Here is a 22,389-nt window from a genome sequence, read left to right as displayed (position 1 = left end):
GCGAACACGCCCTCGAGGTTGGTCGCGGTGGTGCGCCCGACGACCTGGATGTAGCCCTCGTCGTCCAGGTCGATCTGCCCCTTGACGAGCTCGGTGCGGGGCTCGTGACCGATCGCGACGAACAGGCCCGTGGCGGGGAGCTCGCGCTCCTCACCCGTGACGGTGTCGCGCAGCGTCACGCCCTCGACCTTCTTGTCGCCCTCGATCCCGGCGACCTCGCTGTTCCAGGCGAACTCGATCTTCGGGTCGTTGAGCGCGCGGTCGGCCATGATCTTCGACGCGCGCAGCTCGTCGCGACGGTGCACCAGCGTCACCTTCTCGGCGAAACGGGTGAGGAACGTGGCCTCCTCCATCGCCGAGTCGCCGCCGCCGACGACCGCGATGTGCTGGTCGCGGAAGAAGAAGCCGTCGCACGTCGCGCACCAGGACACGCCGCGGCCGGACAGGCGCTTCTCGTCGTCCAGGCCGAGCTCGCGGTACGCGGACCCGGTCGCGAGGATGACGGCGCGAGCGCGGTACGTCTCGCCGTTGCCCGTGACGACGGTCTTGACGGGGCCCTCGAGGTCGAGCAGCGTGGCATCGTCCCACTCGATGCGCGCGCCGAACCGCTCGGCCTGCTTGCGCATGTTCTCCATGAGGTCCGGGCCCATGATCCCGTCGGGGAACCCGGGGAAGTTCTCCACGTCGGTCGTGTTCATCAGCGCACCGCCGGCGGTCACGGAGCCCGCGAGCACGAGCGGGGCCAGGCCCGCGCGCGCCGCGTAGATCGCCGCGGTGTACCCCGCCGGCCCCGAACCCACGATCACCACGTCTTGTATCGACATGCGTCTATGTTGACACTCGTCGATATAGCCGCGCAAGGCCGAGCAGCCTCGACCACCGACAGCCTTGGCAGGGGAGACCGCCCAAGATCACCTCGCCGGGATCGGCGGTTCGTTGCGCGCGCGCAACACGGGTGCCTAAGATTGAGCCAGCTCACCGCAATAGCGGCGAGAAGTGAACCCGAGACCCTTCCGGACGGTTGTGGCGCTCGGGTTTCGCGCTGTCTAGAGCCGGACGACGTCCGCGACCAGCGGTTCGGCACGACGACGCGCGTCACCACCACGAGCCCACGCCCACGCGATCGCGTCCGGGATCGCCAGCAGCGGCTCTACGGCCGCGGTCGCGTGGTCATACGCCAACGAGTCGCGGCACCCACGCCGGCCCGTCTCGCGATACAGCAGCCGCCGGTCGCGCTCTTCCTCGCCCTGCTCACTCTCAAGCATCAACCGAGCGCAGCCCGCCGTCGCGATGTCCTCGACTAGCCGCTCAAGGCAGGCTCCGCGCCGCTCGATGTTCGTGCGGTACCCCACCCCAGCCTGGTAGATCGTGACCTGTGCGCCCAGCGTGCCGAGTGTCGAGAGGATCGTGTGCTGACGCGCCGGAGACTCCTTGACCATGTGCAGCCGGCGCTGGCCGGGCTTCTGCAGACCGCGCACCGTCTTGCGCGCGAGCGCGAGCTCGCCGGGGATGATCACGGCGGCGACGAGCAGGTAGTCCTGCTTCTTGCTCTCGTCGACGAACACGTGGCCGCCTCGTAGGGAGCGGTCCGACACGCTGGTAGGCACGCCGCAAGGGTACGGACGCCGAACGACACCCCGGCGGGCGAGGGCGGGGTCAGCGACTGAACTTCTTGCGGAGCTCGGCCTCGTTGACGTTCTCGACCCCGTACTTGCGCAGGACCCGCGCGAAGGCTCGAGCCTTGGCCTCAGGCGTCGACTCGCGTGCAGCCGCCCTGTTCGCCTCGACCTCAGCCTTCTTCAGCTGCTGCTCCATGTGCTTCTGCAGGTCGGCCAGGCCCTTGCTGTCGAACTTGAAGCTCGCCATGGCGCAGTTCCTCTCGTCGCAGTACGAACCGTTGGAACGAGAGCATCCCACCCGTCGCCCACATGTCGACCGCCCCGACCTGCCGAACGATGGCTCGAGCAACTCCCGCCAAGGGCGGCGCCGCAGAACCGATCACCCGAGCGCCATGACCCAGGACCGCATCGCCGCGGCGCGCGTAGCGCTGGCCGGCGGCCAGTCTCGCGGGCGTCGCGGGTGCGCGCGGTGGTATCTCCCGAGACACCCTGCACAGGCACCTTGCCTCGGTTGCGTAGACGTCGCCGAGCCTCGGCGGTCAGCTCTGGGCCCGCGGCCGAGATCAGCGGCCCTGTGGCCACCGCCAACCGTCGAACGTGCCGGCGCGCATGGCCGCTACCCGCGCCGTCAGGTCGCGGTGGTAGCGCCTCGTGGCTCCGATCACGCCTGACCCGCGGTACGGATCGTCGCCGTGCTCCCTGTGCTCGATCAGGGCCATTGGGACGTGGCTAAGAAAGCACGCGGAAAGGTAGAACGTGCCGGCGAGCACACGCAGCGAAGCCACGGTCGTCTCCACATCGGAACGTGAGCCCCATCGAGCGGCGGCGCTGCCGCGGATGGCGTCTGGCTGCCCGTCTGTTGGGACCGCCTCCCAAACGTCGTGCACCACGCGGTTCCGCAACGACACGAGCCAGGCGAGGTCGCCGAGGGAGGAGAGGATCATCTCGCGCGTGCCTTCGTGGACGTATGGGTGCCTGATCCACTCGTTCGTGCCCGCCTTGCTCACCCAAGTCTTGACCTGCTTGACCTGCGACCCGAGCGTCATGTCTTGAAGGGTGAAGTGCACCAGGCCCGTGCCGGTAACGGACTCGGCGACCTGCTGCAGCGCCATGGATGCCTGAGCGCTGTCCATGGCCACAGCGCCAATGCCGGCGAGCATCGCCGTTCGAGCGTCTTCGGTCACCGGTGCATCGTTCCACCATTCGCCGACTGACGGCCGCAGCCCTTGGCACCGAATCTGGCACCAGAGCACCTGACGATTACGTCGGGCGGACGGCGGGCGGGGGATCCCACGGAGTCGACGGTCACGCCGAGCCGCCCCGCCGACGCCCGCCCAGTGAGGACGCCCGATTTCCCCTGGGACCGAGGCACATCGCGCCGGTGCTCAACGCCGCTCGACGGCGTCGGCCCACAGCCATGCCCACCCCTCCCGCCCTTCGCTCGACAGGTAGCGCACGTGGACCTGGCGACCCGCCCACGCGACGGCCTCACCGTCGACGCGGGCCTCGCCGCTCTGACGCTGTGTGATCCACGCGCGCACCGGGATGCCCTCGGGCGGGCGCACGATCGTCACGCCACGGCGTGCGAGCTCGGGCGCTTCCTCAGCGTGGTCGCGCATCGGGACCGTCTCGATACCGGACAGCCAGCCGCCCGGAGGCGGACGTCGACGAGTACCCACTACGCAATCGTATTCGAACACCCGTTCGAACAGCGGCGTAACCTGAAAGGGTGCCGACGACCGCTCTCGACCCGCTCGAGGTGGCTCGCGCGACCCTGCGTCGCGCGGAGCTGCGCACGGGCGTGCGCTCGTCGACTCCAGGTGTCTTCGACCTTGACGACGCTCCGCGGCCGCTCGGCGCGATCCTCGACGGCGGGCGCCTGCCGCGCGGGGCGGCCAGCGTCGTGACGGGCTCGACGTCGCTCCTGCTCGCGCTGCTCGCGATGTCGCAAGGGTCGTCGGACTGGCTCGCCGTGGTGGGGGCGCCCGACCTCGGGATGCTCGCAGCCGCGGACGCCGGCGTGGCGCTCGATCGCGTCGCGCTCGTGCCGCGCGCCGGGGACGATCCCGCTGGCGTCGTCGCCGCCTTGCTCGATGGCATGACGTACGTCGTCATCGGCCCGGACGCCTGGCTCACGGCGCCCGAGCACCGGCGGCTGCTCGCCCGGGCGCGAGAGCGCGGTTCCGGGCTGGTCGCCGTCAGCCCGTGGGAGCACGCCGCAGTGCGCCTCGACGTCGTCACGCACCGCTGGGGAGGCACTGACGCCGGCGACGGTTACCTCCGGCGATGCGAGCTCGACGTCGCCCGCACGGCCCGGGGCACCACGGACCGATGGACGCTCACGCTTCCGACGCCTGGCAGCCTCCTCGTCGACCCCCTCGAGGGCCAGGCACGGCCCGCCGCGCAGGTGCGGCGGGCGCCGCTACGTCTAGTCGGGTGACGGGCACCGAACGACGTCGGCAGAAGCGGTAAACAGTCATACTGTGACATAAGGTATGTTATCGGCTTATTGTTTGCGCTGGTCAGGAGGGGTTTCGGCGCTCATCCCCGGTGGTCGAGCTCGTCCTCGATGACCGCCTCAAGCTCGGCCGCGCTCGGCAGCACGCCGCGGGCGTCCTCGGGCAGACCCTGGTAGTCCGCGACGGCGATCGGCACCCGGGTGCCGGCCAGCGCGTACCGCACCGTCGGGCCGGTCTTGCCCGTGCACAGCAGGATCCCGATCGTCGGGGCGTGGATCTCGGGCCGGCGGAACTGGTCATCGACGATGGCGACGTACGTGCCGAGCTGGCCCACGTGGGCCGGCTCGAACGGCCCGATCTTGAGCTCGACCACGACGTAACGCAGCTGCTCGACGTGGAAGAACAACAGGTCGACGTAGAACTCGTCCACCCGGTCGCTCGCGTCGTCCGGCACGGTCAGGCGCACCTGGCGCCCGACGAACGCCATCCCGCGCCCGAGCTCGAGCATCGTGTCCTGCAGGCGGTCCATCAGCGCCTGCTCGACGTCGCGCTCGGCCACCCGTTCGACCATCGCGAGGTGCTCGAACACGTAGGGGTCCTTGACCAGCTGCTGCGCCAGCTCAGAGTCCGGGGCGTCCAGCGCGTCGGTGAAGTTCGTTGGCGCCGCCCCGAGGGCTCGTCGCAGGTCGGCCTTGATCTGGTGCTCGAGCACCGGCCGCGACCAGCCGTACTCGGCGGCACTCGCGGCGTACCAGTCGCGCTCCTCCCGCGTCTTGAGCCGATCGAGCAGCGTCGCGACGTGCCCCCACGGCAATCGTCCAACGGGTCGTTGGACGAACTCGTCCTCCGTCGGCCACGCCTCAGCCGCCCGGCGCATGTACAGCAGGTTCGACCGTGACCAGCCGCGCTGGTCGGGAAACTCCCGCTGAAGGTCCGCGGCCAGCGACGTGACGACCTTGCTGCCCCAACCCGCCCGGCGCTGCCGGTCGAGGATGTCGCGCCCGACCGACCAGTACAGCCGCAGCACCTCGGTGTTCGCCGCCCGGGCCGCGCGAAACTGCGTCGCGCGCACCCGCGCCTTCAGCTCTGCCAGGAGTTCGGCGTACCCCGCGGGCTCGAGCTCGCTCTCCGACGCCATGGGCGACATCCTGCCCCACCTCACCCACAAGTCGATCGACGGATGCGTGGCGCCAGCTGGGTAGTAGGCCACGGCCGAAGCGTCGCTACTGCGACGAGGACCGAACCACCTCGCACGAACTGCGTGAGCGCACGCCGGCACCAGCCCTAGATCCTCGATGTGGCAGCAGCCGCGAGAAGGAACGCTCCGCCGACCAATCCAAGCCAGATGGACCACGCAACACGGCGGTGTTTCTTCCACGCGATGTCGGCCATGACAGTCACCTGACGGGCCAGTTGCTCGGTCAAGTCAGTTCGCCTCATCTCACGTGCCAGTTGCTCTGGCTTCCACAAGCGCACGTGCCCAAAATAAATGAAGTTCGACGCCGACTCGCTTGCAAGGCTCTTGCTTCGCAGTTGAGGAGCAACGACCAGAGCCGCGCACACTGCCCCAGCGGACACAAAAATGACGCTCACTCCGAGCAGAACGTACTCGACGCACGTGTTCATGTCTGGCAGCAGGACAACGGCCGCGCCAAGTAATGCAGCCTGCACGGTCAAAGCGAACGCAGCCTTGGCGTCGACCTTTCCCGTCCAATCCATCTGAGCCTCATGGATTCTCCACGCGTTCTCGAAGCCCTGAGATGGCTCTTCCTCTACGGTGCTCCGATGCCTGCGCCTCATGGCTTCCTCATCCACCCGCAACTATACGTGTCCACGCGGTGGGGACCCACCCAGGAGTCGCTCCGTTTTTTCCACATCGGCGTACCCTGATGCATTTTGTTGTGGTCGAAGAGATAGCCGTACACCCGACTCGTAATCGTCATGCTACCCGACTCTCCACGAATCCCACTCAACTTCGCGGCAATGTTCGGAGCGTCTCCAATGGACACGAGATCGCTGTTGTCTCGCGCTCCCCCACGCACGATGAAGGTCTGGCCGTCGTCGATCCCAGATCGATGACTCACTTGCCATTTTGGGTCAACCGAATTCCAAAGGAGAGTCCCGAGCTTCGGGTTGAGCTCCTTCTCCACAACCCAGCTGATGTTGAGCCCAGCACTTACAGCATCGTTGCGCCTGCGGTCGCCAATGAAGATACCCATGACCCTATCGCCGTCGAAGCTTCGGATGTGACCGCCCTTGGCGCGGATGCAGTCAACGGCGATCCGGAGGTAGGCACGGACAATGCGTGCGGCGATCTCGGGCGGGAACTTCTTCGCCAGCAGAGTCGAGTCGGCCATGTCCGCGTAGAGGTACGTCGCCTCGAGCCGCTTGGCTCCATCGCGCTGAACGACGTCGACCGTCTTGGGGACCACTCTCGCATCCTGGATGTTCCAGGACGCGTAGAGGATGCTCGTCAACTTGGAGTCAAAGTCGTCTGCCACGACGCTCTCCTTCAGGTAGGGCTCGTAGCCCTGACGGTACGGGTCCCATCCCCCGCCGTGGGACGACGGGCCGGGTGAAGTTCCGTCGCCGAAGGAGATGCCTACTGACAGCAGGGACCGAACCTGTCATTATCGTCCTTTCTCGGCAGAAGGAGGGTCATGGCGTTCAAGGATGACGTGCAAGAACGGGTCGAGACGATCCTTAACGAAGAGTGGAAAATCACCACTTCAAAAGATGTCCCGAGCACAAACGACGTCGCACACAAGAACGGTGCGGTGCGGATCGAGGCCGCATTCCTCTATGCAGATCTAGCCGCATCGACGGATCTTCAAAAGCGCTACGTCGACACATTCGCAGCTAAAGCCATCCGCATGTATCTCGGTGGTGCAAGTTCGATCATTAGGCATTTCGAAGGGACGATCAAGAGTTTTGACGGCGACCGAGTGATGGGGGTATTCACCGGAGGTTCTCGCCGAAACAACGCCGTTAAGGCCGGATTCATGATCAACTGGCTGGTGCTTGAAGTGATCGCACCACTCGTAAAGGAACGCCAGGAAGCAATGGAGAACACGGCTGTTTGGATCCCGTCTCACGGCGTAGGGATTGACGAGGGAGAGGCCTTTGTAACTCGCGCCGGTGTACGAAACAAATCAGGAGAGCACAATCATAACGACCTGATCTTCGTCGGCCGGGCGCCGAATGTTGCAGCCAAGTTGAGCGCCTTGCGGGGCGATGGTGCACGCCCCCTCATCATCACGCGCGATGTGTACCGCTTCCTAAATGACGGACAGAAAAAGTACCTCCAGAGTGAAGAAGCCGTCTGGTCGGACCCTACAGAAACGCAGATAGGTCCGTACAACCTCGCGCTTTACAGGACGGGATACTGGCGGTCGCGTTGAAGCGGATCGCGAGTTTCACCAGATCTTCTATTAGTGCGGCTCGACGCACTGCAACTAGCGCTCCATTCCTCGCGGCTTGAACCTGTCGGTAGGCCGCAATGGTGGTACGGAGGTAGGAAAGCTTGACCGCGCCCTCGCGACGGCCTCGGCTGCGCTCCGCTCGACGAGGGCGCCCCTCGGGCCGCGCACCTGGTCGACCTCGGTGACGCGCGGGCGGTCGTTGGCAGGTGTCCAGTAGCGGCGGAAACTCATGACGTTGCCGCACTCCCGGGCGACGCGCTCGGCAGACTCCTGGGAAATGGCGCGTGGCCCCTCACTCGCGTAGACGCTGCGTGCGTAGTCCTCGGGGACCCAGCGGCCGCCGTGGCGGTACTCGGGGTCTCCCTGGAGCGCCAGGGTGTAGTCGTCGCGCCAGCGCTGGGCGATCCTGGCGGCCGAGACGTCGTAGGGCACCTCGACGTCGACGACGTCGACGCGGTAGCCGGCGCGCTCGAGCTGGTGCCCGAGCTCGACGGCGGCGTCCGGCTTGGACAGGACCGAGTCGATGACGACGTTGGCGCCGGCGCGGATCGCTTCCTCGCGCACGATCTTTGCCAGCGCGGAGGACTCTTCGTGCACGAGGGCGGCGAAGTCGAGCGGGAAGAACCGTTCCCCCTGGGCCTCGAGCTCGCGCACCGCGGGCGGCTTGATGAACGTCTCGTAGGACCCGTCGGCCGTGGCAGCGTCCAGGAGCTGGGTCTTGATGTTGTCGGGGTCGACCTCGAGCCAACGTTGCCGGCTTTCGCTGCCGGGCTCCCCGATCAGTTCTCCCAGGATGCGCGACTTGCCGGCGCCGGGCGGCCCGGCGAGCACGATCGCGCGCTTGTCGTGCGCGACCTCTTTCTCCATCGTGGCGCGGAAGCGACCGAGGATCTGCTGGTGCAGCTCCTCGCGCATCGGGGTCGGCATCCCGGGGGTGAAGAACCAGGCCGGGTTCGCGATCGTGGCGTGCGGGCTCTCGCGCGACAGCGGCGCGCCGGGTGCCGAAAGGGCCCGGACAGTCTGGGCATGGCGGTCAACTTCGGCGGCCGTCGTCACGGCCTGGGAGCCTAGTTCGTCTGGTGCGCCTGGCCCACCGCGACATACATGTCCTGGTCGATCAGGCCCTCGCGGTAGGCGCGCACGACCTCCTCGAGCGTGTGCGTCCCGGGCGCGTCGACGACCAGGGCGTCGTACCCGTCGCTGCGCGCGATCGGGTCGTACGGCCAGCGCACGAGCTCCTCCAGCGCGCGGTCGCGGTCGAGCTCCCCTGCGGCGTACCGCTGGGCAATCTCGTACGGGCTCGCCCCGGAGAACCCGGGCCGGACGTCGTCCACGGCCCGCGCGGTCTTGAGCGCCTGGCTCACCGCGGACTGTGTCACGTGCAGCTCGGCGGCCAGCTCGCTCTGCGTCATCGTCGTCGCGAGCGCGCGCAGCGTCCGCTGGTAGGACAGCTCGGTGACCGATCGCCGGCTACGCAGCCGGCGCAGCTCCTCCACGGTGGGCTGATCGATGGTCGACACGCTCACCACCTCCATTCATTAGGCATCTTATAACGCATGCTTCATCCGGGCTCGCGCAGCGCCACCACGTCGCCAGCGGCGACGTCGGCCAGGGCTCCGGCTCGTACCTCGAGCAGTGCCGTCGCTGGGCCCGGTGCCGTCGACCGTGGGCAGGTCGCCTGGTCGACCTCGGTGCACGGGTCGAGGGTCGCCACGCCGATCACGCGATCGCCGTCAATCCAGGCGACGTCGATCGGGACCTGCATGCCGGCCATCCACATCTGGTGCTCGGCGCGCTCTGCGAACGGGAACAGCATCCCGGTGCCGGCAGGGATCTCCTCGCGGCCGGCCAGACCTTCCTTCTGCTCGTTGGCGGTGTCCGCGACCTCGACGGCGAACACCTCTCCCCCGACCTCAACCGTGGCCTCGGGCCGCGGCGAGCTGCACGCGGCGACGACGGCGACGGCCAGGACCGCGAGGGCGTGGCGAGCGCTCATCTGCCGTGGTCCCTGCCGGGTGCTCCGGGTGCGGGACGGTCGACGCGCGCGACGGCTGGCGTGTTGGCGGGCGGTCGGGCGGTGGACGGGGGTCGGGAGGCAGCGACCAGGCGCAGTGCGTCATTCACGTGGTCGTCGATGACGCCGGCTTTGGTGGTGATGCGCGCGAACATGGCGCGCAGCGGGCCGCGGTCGCCGCCCCGGGCCAGGCGGGAGGCCTGGTCGTTCTCGGACTCGTACCCGGGCCGGCCAAGCGTCACCCTGGTCCAGTCCAGGCGATGGCCGGACTCGCGGGCCAGGGCGGTGATGAACTCGCGCTGGACGCGCCCGTTGCCCTCACGGAAGGGGTGGGTCTGGTTGACGACGTCGTAGACGCTGGCGAGCGCGCCCGGCACGTCGCTCGGGTCCAGGGTGCGCAGGTTGTCGGTGTCGCGCACGTAGGTCGCAACGGCATCCATCGCGTCCTCGATCCGGTCCAGCGGCGCGAACCAACCGTCTCGGCTCTTACGGATCGACACCGTGCGCACGTCCCCGGCCCAGTCGTACACGTCTTGGAACAGATGACGGTGGATCGCTCGCAGCCCGGCGAGGGCGTACGTCCCGGGCAGCCCGTGCTCGCGCAGGGTCAGCGCCCGGGCCTCGACGCGCCGGTCCTCGCGCTCGCGCAGCATCTCGGGTGTGGTGGCGCCGACGCGGTTGCGCAGGGTTCGCCCGTCGGCGAGTAGATACCCGTCCCAGCGGGCGTGCTCGTCGCCGCTCTCCCAGGGGCGTGCGGTCAAGGGCTGGCTCCGTCCTGGTCGCTGTCGAGCGCGATCGTCTGTCGCATGAGTTCCTCGGCGTCGATCTCGCCGCGGACGTACTTGTCCTGGATCGCGCGGGCGGCGTCGCTGGTGCGTCCGCCCTCGAGCTGGGTGCTGTGTCGGATGCGCTGGGCATCGTCGGCGCGCTGGGCGCGCTCCTCGTCGCTGATCGGCATGCTCTTCCTCCCGGTCCTGGCGCATGCCAACCTAGCCGGGCCCAGATGCCGACTCAGGTGGTGCCGCGCGCGGCGGCCGCGGCGATCGCGAGCTCGCCGGCGATCACCCCGAGGTCGGTGTGCGGGGCCAGGCGGGCGTGCAGCTGCGTCCCGACGCGCGACAGCGGGACGTCCGGGATGCGCGCGACGAGGGCGGCCGCGGCCCGGAGCGCGTTGACGCGCCCCTCGACGGTCGTCAGGTCGTGGCGAGCCAGGACGACGTCGACGACGACGGACACCAGGCTCTGGGGCTGGGCCAGGCGCTCGGCCAGGGCCTGGACGTGGCAGTCCTGGATGAGCTGGGCGGGGTCGGTCCCGGCGGGCAGGACCAGGGCACCGGCAGTGCCGGCCTCGTCGTCGGTCAGCAGGTCCCACGCACGCACGGCGGCCGCCTGGCCGGCGCCGTCGGCGTCGAACGCGAACACCGCCAGGGCGGCCGCGCCGGGGTGGATCTGGCGCACGCGCTCGAGGTGGGTCGCGGTGAGCGCGGTGCCGCACCCGGACAGCGGCACGACGGGCGACCCGGTGCGACGGATGGCCTCGACGTCCAGGGCTCCCTCGACGAACACGACCCGCGCGCCGGCCTGGATGCGGCGCCCCGCGGCCGGGTCGATGCCGTACAGATCCCGGGACTTGTCGAACGCGAGCGTCGACGTGGTGTTGAGGTACTTCGCCGGGGCGTCGGCGACGTCGTCGGTCGCGGGGTTGCGTCGGGCGGTGAACCCGATGATCCCGCCAGTCTCGTCGCGATAGGGCAGGACCAGGCGGTCACGGAAAACGTCCCCCACTCCCCCACCCTCGGTGCGGAACGCGAGGCCGGCGGCCACGAGCTCGTCCGCACCGTACCCGCGGCCGCGCATCCGCCCCACAAGCCGGGCCCATCCCTCGGGCGCGTATCCGGCCTGCAGGCCGCGCAGCCCGCGCCGGGCGAGGTAGCCCCGGGTCCAGTCCTCGGCCTGGTTCGCGTTCCAGCGCCAGTACTCCCACGCCGCGGCGTTGATCGCCACGACCCGTTCACGGGTGAGCTCGACGGTCATCTCAGGCCTCCTGGCGGGCGACTGGCAGAGCGTCGGTGTTCGAGGGTGCGCTATTCATCCTTGCCGCTCCGGTCATCGCCCGCTGCGGAGCGTGCCGCGAGGTAGTCGGCCCAGCCGGTTTGGGAGTGGACGGCCCATTTCGTAGCCGTGCTCTGGCTCAGTCCGAGGAGCTCGGCGAGTACTGGTGCTGGCAGCCACTCAGCGAGGAGCAGGAGCGCGAGGTGGCGGCTGGCCCGCACGGGGATCCCGGCCTTGTGCAGGTTGACCGCGATCTGGCGGGTGCACAGGTGAGTTCCCGGGAGCGCGGGCGAGGGCAGGAGCCATCTGTTGTCGTTCGCGCCAGGGACGAGAGCGTAGGGCTTGTTCTGCGCGATGTGCGCAAGTCTGGAGATGCGTTCGGCGAGTACGGGCGGGAGCGGGACTGGGTGGTCGGCGAGGGTGAGTCGGACGACACCGTCGCGGGTGTGGAGATCGTTCGTGGTGAGTCGCTGGATCCGCGTGAGGGGCAGGGCGAGCATCAGGACGAGCAGCCCGGCGACTTGTGTCTCGAGCGACACGTCGGGATCGGCGAGGAGGGTCTTGATGCGAGCGTCGTGCTCCTGGACGTCAGCGAGCACGATGGGTTCGTCGGGCTGTCGGAGGGGGACGACGAGGCGGGCATCGACGAGTCTGCGGTGGCGGGCCCATGTGATGAAGCCGGTCAGTTGTGCTGCCCGGTTGCGATCGCCGCGCAGGTGGCGGTCGAGGTCTGCTTGGGTCAGGTCAGTGAGGGATCGCCCTCGCCGGTAGAGCCAGCGCAGCAGCCGAATCGCCTCGCTGATGCGCCGGCGATCGCCATTGCCCGCGGAGAAGCTGTAATGACGGCGGGCTGCTCGCCGCCGCGCGCGTCGCAGGACGCTCCATCTGGCATAGGGGCCGATCACCGCCGCGTGTCCGGGCGGAAGGCCCTCGAGCTGGTGCTCGAGCCACGCCTCGAGACGGCCGAGTGCTTCCTGACGCGGCGGCAGGACTCCGCAGTGCACGAGCACCGCTCGCAGGTGGTAGACCGCGAGCGTCGCAGGCCTGGCGTCGAGGTCGGTGTGAGTGACGGGCCGGGGAAGCCGTGCGATCTCATGGAGCAGCTCGGTCGACGTGCTGCGCTGCAGCCAACGCATGGTGGAGTCCGCGCGCGGACTGTTCGTGATCATCGCGAGCAGGGGGTCCAGCCACGGGGGCACGGTGCCGTCGTCGCCCGCGAGCAGGGACGTCGCCATCTCGCGTCTGGAGCAGGACAGACAGGTACGGGAGTAGTAGAACTCCCCCGCGGCCGCGCACCGGTGACATCTGTAGCCGTACTCTGGCGCCCCTGCGCATGGCCCGCACGCGTCGCCGTCCGCGGTGCGGCCCACGAGCACCGCGGTCTGGTGACAGCTCGCGCAGAGGCCGGGTGCGCGAACTGCTCGCCGGGAGCATGCGCGGCAGACCGGGCCGATCGGCCAGTGCACGTGCGCCGGTCGGTCCTTCCCGCAGAGCCGGCAAGTGTGTGCTGGCTCGGGCGCGCAGCGCCGGCACAGATCGGGCCTGCCGTCACGAGCCTTGAGCACGACGGGTTCGAGCCGCCCGCACCGGCCGCACGGTCGCGGGTCTCGCTGATGACAGACCTGGCACAACGGCCCGGTCTCCGTAACACGCTTGACGTGCTGCAGTCGCCCACAGCCCACGCAGACGCGCCGCGGGCGGGCACAGTTCTCGCACCGCGGCCGACCGGCGTCGTCGCGCGCGTACGGCGCTCCGAGCTTGCCGCAGCTCGCGCAGGGAACCGCTCGTCCGCGCTCGGTCGCGTAGCAGCGCCGGCAGATCAGACCCTCGGGGCGGCGCGCGGTCGGGTGTCCGAACTCCCCGCAACGGGCGCAGATCTGGCGGCGGCGCTTGCTTCGGCACCACTCACAGCACCGTCCTTCGTCGACGCGGCCCGAGAGACGGCGGTTCGTCTTGCCGCACACGACACAGCGCGGCAGGTCGACGTCGTAGCCGGCGTCGTGCAGGGCAAAGGCGAGCCGGACGAGCGCGAGCGGGCCATGCGGGTCGTAGGTAGCCAGGGCATCGGGTCCGCTCACGAGATGGCGGTCCAGCGCGCGAAGACTGCGCGCACTGCTCCACACACCCGCGACCCGAAGAGCATCAACCGCCGCCGCCCGGGCCTCGTCGATGCCGAGGTGGGTAGCAACGACGCGGACGATCCGCTCACGCACCTCGGCCGCGGACTCGACCGGCCAACGAACGCGGTCGCCACCGGTCACGGCGCCGAGTCGTGCCGGGGTCGGCGGATCTGAGTGCGCCGCGCCTGCGGCTTCAACGGAGCCACAGGCGCCCACGTGGTCGCGTCCTTGCGGATCTCCTCGTTGACGACCTTGGGCGTGATGAGATCGTTCGGCGTGCACGCGAGGATGTCGCAGAGCGCGACCAAAGTGTCCAGACTCAGACGCTGCGGGGCCTGGGTCACAAGGCGGTAGACCTGCTCACGCGAGAGCACAATCCCGCGCTCCGCCAGCAGCGGCTGCAGCTCGCTCGTGGCGTACAGGCCGTGCTCGGCCATGCGCAGCCGCAGGTGCCACTCGTAGCCCATCTTCTTGATCATGCTTGCTCCAAGTGCTCGCCATAGATCGTGTCCAGTGCCCGTGCCAGCAGCTGGTTGCGGTAGGACGCCGACACACCGGTGTAGATCGACGTCGTCGAGGCGTGGGCGTGCCCCACCTGCTCCTGCACGAACCGCACCGGGTAGTCGAACTCGATCAGGTGCGTCACGTACGAGTGCCGAAGACAGTGCAGATCCAAACCGCCGTCAAGTCCCGCAGCGTCGCGCGCCGTAGTGAAGGCCTCGTTGATCGCCCTGCGCGACAACCGCGTGCCGCGCTCGCTCACCCACAACGCCGGCGACGCGTCCTTCCCCAGCGGCCCCCGCACCTCCTGCAAGTAGTGCGCCAACACGTCCACGACCCAGTCCATCTCCGGCACGAGCAGCACGGTGCGCCGCTTCGAAGGACCGCCGCGCGACGCCTTACCGTGCCGGACTGCGAACGTGCCGACACGTCCGAACCGAGGGGCCTTCGCGTTCCCGCGAAGATCGACCAGGTCGGCACCGAAGAGCTCGCCGCGACGTAGCCCGAACGCGTAGCAGGTCTTGAGCAGCGCCGAGTCCCGCAGCGCGGACAGCGCGCCCTTCCGACCCCTGCGCCGGATCTCGTCTGCCAACCCGTCAGCGGCATCGAACAGAGCCTGGACCTCCTCGAACGTCAGCGGCCGACGCCTCGGCTCACCCTCGTACTCATCCTTGTGCAGCACCGAGTTGTCCTCGTGAAACACCTCCCGCGGCGCGGCCCCGAACCGCCGGACACACTCCGCATCCCACTCGTATCGGGGATCACGCACATAGGCGCAGAACATCCGGACGGAGATCTCGTAGTTGCGGAGGGTGGACAAGGCCCGTGGGGCGAGCCCCGACCGTAGGGAGCTGATCCATGCCTCACCCTCGGCCGGCCCCCACTGCCACGGGTACAACCCGCTGAACTCGACGAAGCGCCGCACCAGCCGCAACCGAGCAGCGATCGTCGCCTCCCGGAGGAAGCGAGCACGCTGCTGCCTCCCCCACCCCTCCAACATCGCGTCCAGCACTGACTGCGCCGGATCCAGAGCAACCACGTTGCTCGCAAGAACCGCGCGAGCGGAGGCACGAAGATCATTCATAGGCAAGTTGTATCAGATGCAAGATTCCTTCATGCAGGTTGTCTTTGGCGGCTGTGACTGAGGGGTGTCCAGTCGGCCCGACCATGGCACCAGTTCGCTGCGACCCCTCGAGCGTGCCCTCCAATTCGATGGCACTACGGGTCTGGCGGCGTGGTCCCGCCGTGCGCGTCCAGGAACGCCATGTCACGGGAACAAGCGTGGGGCCCGGCTCCGACCGGGCCCCACGCAGTGAATCAGGAGCAGGACGTGCCGGTGTAGGGCACGTCTGTCATTTGGCTGTTTCCGGTGGAGGTCCGCGCGCTGACTTGCGCTACGCCGTCAGAGATGGCGGTCGCGCGTGAAGCGAACGATTGATAGGCGTTCCCTGCGACGGGGACATCGCGCGTCGTCGTGCCGTAGGGCGTCGCCAGTTCGACGGTCAGCGGCTCGTCGGCAATCCCCTGGGCGCGGACGGCGAGGTAGGCGCGTCCTGCGAGGCAGCGAACCTGCGCTTCGGCGACGACGAGGTCGGGCTCCTCCGGCGCGACTCGGCCCGCGGGCGCGTACACCTCGAGGGAGTGGAGCGAGTACGCCCACTGCGTGAGCCGCTGTGTCCCCACGACCTTCAGGTACCGGCCTTCGGCTCCCGTGTCGAGCGGGATCACCTGGGTTCCGCCCTTCCCGTCGGTCTCGCGCGCGACTGTTTGCCACGCCTGAGCGTCGTCCGACGCCTGGATCTCGAACGCCTTGCCGGCGGCGGCCTCCCACCGCAGGACGATCGAGCCCAGAGGCTGGGACGACCCGAGGTCGACTTGCACATACTGCGGGTCGCTCGCCGTTGACTCCCAGCGAGTCCAGCGCGAGTCGTCTGTGAGGTGGTCGACGACGTTGATCGCGTTGGCGGTGGTGCTCGCCTCCGCCGGCGCGCTGCGGGCAAGGTCTCGTGCGCGGACCTCGAGCGTCGAGAGCGCCTGTTCGCCCGCCTCGCCAGCAGCGATGTGCACGCGCACGTACCGGGCGTCGCGCGGCGTGACGGAGAACGTCCCGGACGCGGATACGCCCTCGGCGCTGGCGGCCGGTGCCCAGCTGTTTCCGTCGGTCGAGGTCTCGACCGTGACATTTCCTGTCGGGACGGTCGTCCAGGCGAGCTTCACCTCGCTCACCGGGCGCAGGGTGCCCAGGTCAACGTCGAGCGTCTGCTCGTTCGCGGCGTCGGTCCTCCACGCCGTGGATTCGTCGCCGTCCAGCGCTGCGCCCGGTTCCGTGCCCTCGGGGCCGGAAGCGGTCCCGGTCAGCGCGACGTCGCGCTGCGGGTCCGTGTCGTATCGCACGGGGACACCGTCGAGCGTCGTCGTGGCCCCGTCCAGATCCGCTTCGGCGTTCGTGGGGGCCTCGACGAGCACGAGGGACGAGCCGGCAGGAACGGTCACCTGCGCGGCGCCGGAGACGTCCTCGGCGAGCACCCGCCCGCTCACGGCGTCGTACAGGTCGCGGGCGTCGGCTGACTCCAGATGGACGTCGATGACCGCGTCGTCCTCGCGCGGGTTGTAGTAGAGCGAGGTGGGGTACGGGCTGGGTGCGTACAGGTCGAGCGCGTCGAGGTCGGTGCGCAGCACGCGTTCGACGTTCGTGGTGCTGAGGGTTGCACCGAGGAAGCCGACCCAGCTCGACCCGTACACGCCGAGCTGCGTGGTCTCGGGGTTGATGCCCCAGCTGCCGGCGCGGTCGTAGGTGTCCGCGGTGGCGATGATCCCGGCCGGCCCCTGGTGCCGCACGCCCTCGTAGGCGATGACGTGTGCCGGGTCGTCCACGAACCGGTCGCCGTGCTGCTGGGCGTCGACGGGCATCTGGTCGGCGTAGAAGAACCGGCTGGCGTTGTACACCTGAAGCATCCAGCGGCCCACTGCGTCCGCGTAGCGGGTGTCGTAGCGCGCGGTCGCGGCGAGCCAGGGCGTCGCGAAGCTGTTCATCGCGAACGCGTACCCGTTCAGGTCAGTGCGCGAACCGCTCAGCCCGGAGACGTCGTACCCGCCCCAGGTGCCCTCGATGGTTCCCCACCCGCCGCGCACGTCCGTGCCCGCGCGCAGGGTGGCGAGGTACTTGGTCACGTCGTAGTCGGTGCCGGCCTCGGCGTTCAGTCGCGCGGCGACGTAGGGGGCGAGCAGCGGGAGCATCTCGTAGTAGAGGTTCTTCTCGCGCTCGAGATAGTCCATCGCCCATTTCGCGCCGTCGAGGTACTTCTGGTCGCCGAACGCGTCGTGCGCCCAGAGCAGGATGGCCGCCGTGCCGGCCGCGGCATCACCGCCCTCGTTGCGGCCCGTGATCTTGGTCATCGTGGCGAAGTCGAAGTCCTGCATCGTGAGGTTGGCCTGCGGGCCGCCGAGCGCGACGAGCATCTCGTAGTACTGGTCCGCGATGGAGCGCTGCATCTTGGTCATGTCCGTCGCGTCGGGGTACTGCGCGGCGAGCATCGAGTACAGGACGTTGGCGGTCGTGGCATACCACATGCTTTTGCCCCCCGGCGCGGCGTCGTCGGACGCGGGGGTGTTCTTCGCAACACCGAGATCAGGGTGGAAGAAGGTCCGCAGCATGTCGACGTAGTCGTGCCCGTCCTGGTCGGACTTGTCCACACCCACGAGCGTGGCGCCCACGACGGAGGCCAGGAGGGTCACCGCCTCCTGGTGGCCGATCCCGCTCACCGTCCGGGTATCGCCGTAGTAGGCGGGCATGGAGAAGGTTGTCGATCCCTCCGGCATGTTGAGGGCGTGGGTGTCCTCCCGGATCGTGGTGAAGACGCCTCGGTCCGTCCAGTCGTACACGTAGGCGTCGTAGTCGATCGCGCGCTGGTGCCAGTCGAGCTCTGCCCAGGGCGATGGTGCCGTCGGAAAGTCGTCCACACCTGCGACGACGGCGCTGCCGGGCCCAGCTGCGGTACCGTCCTGGTCCGCGTCCGGGGCGGCGAAACTCGTCTGCGCGACGCTGCCGCAGGCGAGCGCGGCGAGGGTCGCCGACGCCGCGACACGTCGCCACTGGGCTGGTCTTCCGTTTGTGCTCATGGTGCTCTCCTCGTTGAGGATCGATCATCGATGCTTCGGTTGAGGCTTGACAGCTCGTGGCTGCCACGCCGGAGATCCGGCCCGGGAGGCAGCCGCTCTCCCGGGCCGGTGAGCGTCAGCCGCAGGTCGTCGCTTCGTAGGCGACGTCCCACGACCGGGACTGTCCGTCGGGACTGGTCGCTGTGACGCTTGCGATGCCCCCTGTGATCTCCTTCGCGCGGACGGCGAAGGACTGGTAAGCGCTGGCGCCCGGTGCGACGTCGGCGACTTCGCGCTGCCCGAACGGCGTGTCGAGGGTCACGTCCACTGCCTCGTCGCCGATGTTCGTCGCGCGGACCGCGACGTACGCCTTACCTGCCAGGCACCGCGTCTGGGCCTGCACTTCGAGCTCGACCGCGGGCGAGGTCTCGCCGCAGTCCTCGGCCCACGTGACGGTCTGGCCCTCGGCGATGTCGATGACGTCGCAGGTGCCCTGCGCGGCCGGACCGGTGAACCTCACCTGGTCACCGGCGAGGTCCATGTCCAGTCGCTCGCCCCTGTACGTCAACCCGCTCACGCCCCCGGTGGCGCCCGTGAGCCGAACGAACGTGGGATCGCCCTCGTCCGTACGTACCCCGTTCGCCATGAGGACGAAGTCGATGTAGTTCGAGATCCCGAACAGGGACGGGCGCACACCGCGCGCCCCGATGTCGTCGCCGGGCTCGCCCTTGGCGTAGTAGACCTCGGCAAACCAGCCGCTGCGGACCATGTCGCGCGTGATCGCGTTCACGAGAACCGCGGCGCGGTCACGCAGCTGCGCCTCGGACGAGCCTTCGATCGGATCCATGTCGAGCAGGCCGTAGGCGATGAGCTGTAGGTCCGGAGCCTTCACCGCGAAGTCGCCGAGGCCGGCGAGCTGGGCGTTCTCGTCGTAGTCGTCGAGGAACCGGTCCATGGTCTTGGCCATCGACTCCTCCGCGAGCTCGTCCATGACGAACGCGGTCGAGGTGTAGAACGAGTAGCCCGGACGTACCCACTGCCCGTCCTCGTTGCGGAAGGGCTGGCCCTCGGTGGCATCCCCGAACGGGAGCTCGACTCGTGAGGCGTCGAGGTAGACCTTCTGCACGGTGTCCCACACCTTGCCGTCCTGGTCCGCGGCCGTGGGGAAGAACCACTCGGAGTACTTGGCGCTGATGTCGGTGATGATCGAGCGGTAGAGAGCGGCGTCCTCGGTCTTGCCGAGCTCGTCGGCGATCTTGATCGCGAACTCCAGGTCGTAGGCGAGGGAGGTGACGAACTCGCTGTCGCGCTCGTCGAAGTGGTTGTTCGCGCCCAGGACCCAGCGCATGTTGTAACGCTCCCAGTTCAGGTGCAGCGCGAGCTTGTCGTAGGTTCCCTCCAGCCGGTCCGTGTCTCCGGTGACGGAGTACAAGATCCATGCCGTCTGCGCCTTGCGCGAGGGCAGCGACTCCCCGCCGAGCTCACCGCGCGTACCGTACGTCTCGTCGCTTGGCTCGGTCGCGCCTGGCCCGTCCTCGACCAGGGCCATCATGCCTTCGAACGACGCCCACGCGTTCTCCGGGTCGGTGTAGACCAACTGCTGCATGCCCAGCAGCGAGTCCCAGCTCGCCACGTTCTTCGTCCCCGGCGTGCCGTTCATCCACAACGACGGCTTGCCGGTACCGAGCTGGGCGTGCATGTTCCCCGTCTCTGGGGTGGCCGGCAGCACGTTCATCTCGAGGTTCACCCACGCCTTGAACCAGAAGTGCCGCATCTCCTCAGCGGTCACCCCACCGTCCGGGACGCGTTGAACGGAGAAGTCCTGCACGACGGGCACCTTCGTCAAGTACTCGTCCCAGAATCCGCGCCACGCCTCACGGTCCGCGGAGGGGTCAGCAGCCGCCGCCACGGCACGCTCACGCGAGGCCGCCGTGGGGTCGGCAGTCACCGACCCGTCGTTCACCGCGAGCCCGACACCCACCGATGCCGACGAAGATCCTTCGGGCAACGACGCCACCCAGGCGCCCTGGCCTCCCAAGGGCGCGTCCGACCCAGCGCTCGTCGAGAGCTCGGTCACCGATGCCCCGAATCGCACGTCGACACCCTCGGGCAGTGCGTAGGTCGACGTGTGGTACTGCTCCTTGACAGTCAGGAGACGGCTTGCCACATCCCACGTGGCCGTGCCCTGGTACGTCCCGGCGAGCGCGACACCGTCCGTCGTCGCCTCGATCGTGCGTGAGAACGAGTCCGCGTCGTGGAAGACGTCGACCGCCTCGATCGACCCGTCGGGGTACGTGCCTCGAGACTCCAGCGCCTCTGGCCACCACGCGTTGCTGATCTCGTCGGCCGACCGCAGCCACACGTCACCGTCGTGGAACGCGAGGTCGTCGAACGTGGTGTAGCCGTTCTTCCCGACATGGAACAGCTTCACCTTGAAGGTCCGCTCCCCCGACCAGCCCGTCACTCCCGCCAAGTCGAAAGTCAGCACGCCCGTGGCCGACGTATCAGGTTGGACGGTCAGATCGTCACCAGACCCGGTCGAGAGCTTCAGCGCCCACTTCCCGCTCGTCTCCGCGACCCGGACGCTGACCAAGGGCGTCGAGTCGAGGTCGAGCGTGACCTGACGCTCGACGGCACCGTATCCGGTGTCTGCGATCCGGACCGTTCCCTGGGTGCCGTCCGACGTCAGGGTCGCGCCGTTCCCTGCGTGCGTCGCCGTCGACCAGATCGACGCGTCGGAGAGGTCGTCGACAGTCCCGGCCGCGGACCCCTCCCACGGGAAGTTCGCACCGTTGTCGAGGGACAACGAACGGAACGTGGCCGTCCCACCATTCACGCCAGACTTGTTCACCACGTACAGCTTCACCGTGAACGTCTTGGGCCCGGGCTGCCACCCATAGGCGTGCGCGAGGTCGAACGTCACCGAACCGGTCGCCGAGGAGTCGGGCTGCAGCTCCGCCAGATCGTCGTCGGTCCCGGCTTCGTTGATCTTGACGTTCCACGTCGTTCCGGGGCTCAACGACGCCACGTCGACCGTCAGGAAGCGTGTGTCCGCCACGTCCTGCACCGTGATCCGCCGCTCGATGTGCCCCCACTGCTTGCCGTCCACGAGCCGCAGCGCGGTCGTCCCCTCCGCCGCCGACGCAGCGACGTCCTTGGACGTCCAGCCCGAGGCGTCGTCGAAGGACTCCGAGAGGGCGCTGCGGAACGCGGCACCCTGTGGCCGCTCACCCGACGTCGCGTACGTCTGCAACAGGTTCTTCGCGTGCAGCGCCTTGTCGTTCACGTAGTAGCCGACGTGCAACGGCAAGGAAGGGCTCGTCGTCTGCTCGAGCTCGCTTCCGGACTGCCCGAACTCGAACGGGTTGAGGACGATGCGCGAGTCCGGGACAGACAGCCACCGCTGCTGGGCCGCGGAATCGTCGGCGAGGTAGTCCGTCCTCACCTCGGCCGTGCTTGGCTCGTCTGCAGCCGCGGGCTGCGCGACGGATACCGCCACGAGCGGGGCGGCCACTAGGGCGGCTGTCGCCAGCCCCGCTGCTGCTCGTCGGGCCACGGATCGATGTCTCATGCTCTGTCTCCTTTGATTGTTGCTGCGACGCTCGCGTCCGCAGTCGGTGCGGACGCTCGAAAGGTCCCTCGAGATGTCAGCCGTAGTTCACGGCGGCGCGGGCGGTACTGACGGCGTCGTCACCTCCTCTCGCCTCGTGGGTCGTTTCGCCTTTGATCCGACGCCGGAACGTCACCTCGAACCTGGGACGCTGAGGCGATGCACGGTCTAGGGCGACCCCGCGCGCGGCACCCGACCCGTGGTGACGTTCTCGGGCGCGAACACAGATGCGCCGCCGCTGCTTTCGCCGGTGACGGCGGCGAGGGCGAGGGATCGGAGCGTGGTAGACCCCGCGGTGGTACGGCGCTCTCGCCCGGGGCGGTCTTGCAGTTCGCTCTTCCTCATGGTGACGAGATCTCCCTTGATCCTCGAGAACGCTCAGGGCAGAAGACGCCCAGCCCGGCCCGGCCCCCGTGGCGCGGCGGACGTCCTGGTCATGGCGAGAGCACTGGGGTGAGCCCGCGCTCTTCGCACGACTTGGATTCCATACGGTT

The 22,389-nt window shown here is 68.6% G+C and carries 22 protein-coding genes; 3 read left to right on the top strand and 19 right to left on the bottom strand.

What is annotated here, in order from left to right:
• The 5 genes from trxB to NF338_RS20465 form a co-directional block, all read right to left on the bottom strand.
• Positions 1-824, bottom strand: an 824-nt coding sequence (gene trxB, locus NF338_RS20485; protein WP_264032431.1) for a thioredoxin-disulfide reductase, incomplete at its 3' end; no start/stop codon positions are given.
• Positions 825-1,046: 222 nt separating this feature from the next.
• On the bottom strand, positions 1,047-1,565 hold the full coding sequence (locus tag NF338_RS20480) for a hypothetical protein (RefSeq protein WP_024839769.1): 519 nt from the start codon (positions 1,563-1,565) through the stop codon (positions 1,047-1,049).
• Between the two features lie 91 nt (positions 1,566-1,656).
• Positions 1,657-1,866 carry a hypothetical protein gene (locus tag NF338_RS20475; protein ID WP_024839770.1) on the bottom strand — a complete coding sequence of 70 codons (210 nt, stop codon included), beginning with the start codon at positions 1,864-1,866 and terminating at the stop codon, positions 1,657-1,659.
• 316 nt (positions 1,867-2,182) lie between these two features.
• Positions 2,183-2,803 (bottom strand): hypothetical protein, encoded by a 621-nt coding sequence (locus NF338_RS20470; protein ID WP_264032430.1) that lies wholly within the window; start codon positions 2,801-2,803, stop codon positions 2,183-2,185.
• 201 nt (positions 2,804-3,004) lie between these two features.
• Positions 3,005-3,238 carry a hypothetical protein gene (locus NF338_RS20465; RefSeq protein WP_024839772.1) on the bottom strand — a complete coding sequence of 78 codons (234 nt, stop codon included), beginning with the start codon at positions 3,236-3,238 and terminating at the stop codon, positions 3,005-3,007.
• 110 nt (positions 3,239-3,348) lie between these two features.
• On the opposite strand from NF338_RS20465, the gene NF338_RS20460 reads away from it, so the two are divergent.
• Entirely contained in the window at positions 3,349-4,059 is a 711-nt protein-coding gene (locus NF338_RS20460; RefSeq protein WP_024839773.1) for a hypothetical protein, read from the top strand.
• Positions 4,060-4,160: 101 nt separating this feature from the next.
• Here the strand turns inward: NF338_RS20460 and NF338_RS20455 are convergent, their stop codons facing one another.
• From NF338_RS20455 to NF338_RS20445, 3 genes are all read right to left on the bottom strand, one after another.
• Positions 4,161-5,216, bottom strand: a complete 1,056-nt coding sequence (locus NF338_RS20455; RefSeq protein WP_264032429.1) for a PDDEXK nuclease domain-containing protein — start codon at positions 5,214-5,216, stop codon at positions 4,161-4,163.
• A gap of 146 nt (positions 5,217-5,362) precedes the next feature.
• A complete protein-coding gene (locus NF338_RS20450) occupies positions 5,363-5,893 on the bottom strand; it encodes a Pycsar system effector family protein (RefSeq protein ID WP_264032428.1) in 531 nt (176 codons plus the stop codon).
• Entirely contained in the window at positions 5,875-6,579 is a 705-nt protein-coding gene (locus NF338_RS20445) for an adenylate/guanylate cyclase domain-containing protein (protein ID WP_264032427.1), read from the bottom strand. The genes NF338_RS20450 and NF338_RS20445 overlap by 19 nt, the downstream gene beginning before the upstream one ends.
• Before the next feature lie 159 nt (positions 6,580-6,738).
• Between NF338_RS20445 and NF338_RS20440 the strand changes: the two genes are divergently transcribed.
• A complete protein-coding gene (locus NF338_RS20440; RefSeq protein WP_264032426.1) occupies positions 6,739-7,479 on the top strand; it encodes an adenylate/guanylate cyclase domain-containing protein in 741 nt (246 codons plus the stop codon).
• 54 nt (positions 7,480-7,533) lie between these two features.
• On the opposite strand, the gene NF338_RS20435 is transcribed toward NF338_RS20440, so the two are convergent.
• Genes NF338_RS20435 through NF338_RS20405 form a run of 7 tightly spaced genes read right to left on the bottom strand, consistent with a single transcriptional unit; the run spans position 7,534 to position 12,801 of the window.
• Entirely contained in the window at positions 7,534-8,556 is a 1,023-nt protein-coding gene (locus tag NF338_RS20435) for a zeta toxin family protein (protein ID WP_264032425.1), read from the bottom strand.
• A gap of 11 nt (positions 8,557-8,567) precedes the next feature.
• Complete coding sequence (locus NF338_RS20430; protein WP_237841217.1) at positions 8,568-9,020, bottom strand: LysR family transcriptional regulator; 453 nt, start codon at positions 9,018-9,020, stop codon at positions 8,568-8,570.
• Positions 9,021-9,061: 41 nt separating this feature from the next.
• Complete coding sequence (locus tag NF338_RS20425; protein WP_264032424.1) at positions 9,062-9,496, bottom strand: DUF192 domain-containing protein; 435 nt, start codon at positions 9,494-9,496, stop codon at positions 9,062-9,064.
• Positions 9,493-10,275 carry a Fic/DOC family protein gene (locus NF338_RS20420; protein WP_264032423.1) on the bottom strand — a complete coding sequence of 261 codons (783 nt, stop codon included), beginning with the start codon at positions 10,273-10,275 and terminating at the stop codon, positions 9,493-9,495. Before NF338_RS20420 ends, NF338_RS20425 begins: the two co-directional genes overlap by 4 nt.
• On the bottom strand, positions 10,272-10,472 hold the full coding sequence (locus tag NF338_RS20415) for an antitoxin VbhA family protein (RefSeq protein ID WP_024841890.1): 201 nt from the start codon (positions 10,470-10,472) through the stop codon (positions 10,272-10,274). The genes NF338_RS20420 and NF338_RS20415 overlap by 4 nt, the downstream gene beginning before the upstream one ends.
• Before the next feature lie 53 nt (positions 10,473-10,525).
• A complete protein-coding gene (locus NF338_RS20410) occupies positions 10,526-11,548 on the bottom strand; it encodes a toprim domain-containing protein (RefSeq protein ID WP_264032422.1) in 1,023 nt (340 codons plus the stop codon).
• Between the two features lie 50 nt (positions 11,549-11,598).
• A complete protein-coding gene (locus NF338_RS20405; RefSeq protein ID WP_264032421.1) occupies positions 11,599-12,801 on the bottom strand; it encodes a hypothetical protein in 1,203 nt (400 codons plus the stop codon).
• Between the two features lie 612 nt (positions 12,802-13,413).
• Here NF338_RS20405 and NF338_RS20400 point away from each other — a divergent pair.
• On the top strand, positions 13,414-13,860 hold the full coding sequence (locus NF338_RS20400) for a hypothetical protein (protein WP_264032420.1): 447 nt from the start codon (positions 13,414-13,416) through the stop codon (positions 13,858-13,860).
• Here the strand turns inward: NF338_RS20400 and NF338_RS20395 are convergent.
• From NF338_RS20395 to NF338_RS20380, 4 genes are all read right to left on the bottom strand, one after another.
• Positions 13,824-14,165, bottom strand: coding sequence for a helix-turn-helix domain-containing protein (locus NF338_RS20395; RefSeq protein ID WP_264032419.1), 342 nt, complete (start codon positions 14,163-14,165; stop codon positions 13,824-13,826). The genes NF338_RS20400 and NF338_RS20395 overlap by 37 nt on opposite strands.
• Positions 14,162-15,271, bottom strand: a complete 1,110-nt coding sequence (locus NF338_RS20390) for a tyrosine-type recombinase/integrase (protein WP_264032418.1) — start codon at positions 15,269-15,271, stop codon at positions 14,162-14,164. Before NF338_RS20390 ends, NF338_RS20395 begins: the two co-directional genes overlap by 4 nt.
• 233 nt (positions 15,272-15,504) lie before the next feature.
• Entirely contained in the window at positions 15,505-18,306 is a 2,802-nt protein-coding gene (locus NF338_RS20385) for a discoidin domain-containing protein (RefSeq protein ID WP_264032417.1), read from the bottom strand.
• A gap of 115 nt (positions 18,307-18,421) precedes the next feature.
• Entirely contained in the window at positions 18,422-21,730 is a 3,309-nt protein-coding gene (locus NF338_RS20380; RefSeq protein ID WP_264032416.1) for a hypothetical protein, read from the bottom strand.
• Positions 21,731-22,389 lie beyond the last annotated feature (659 nt).

The sequence above is a fragment of the Cellulosimicrobium sp. SH8 genome (assembly GCF_025818875.1).
Taxonomy (GTDB): Bacteria; Actinomycetota; Actinomycetes; order Actinomycetales; family Cellulomonadaceae; genus Cellulosimicrobium; species Cellulosimicrobium cellulans_D.
The sequence above is the reverse complement of the archived record's forward strand: the minus strand, read 5'-3'. Positions and strand labels throughout refer to the sequence as shown.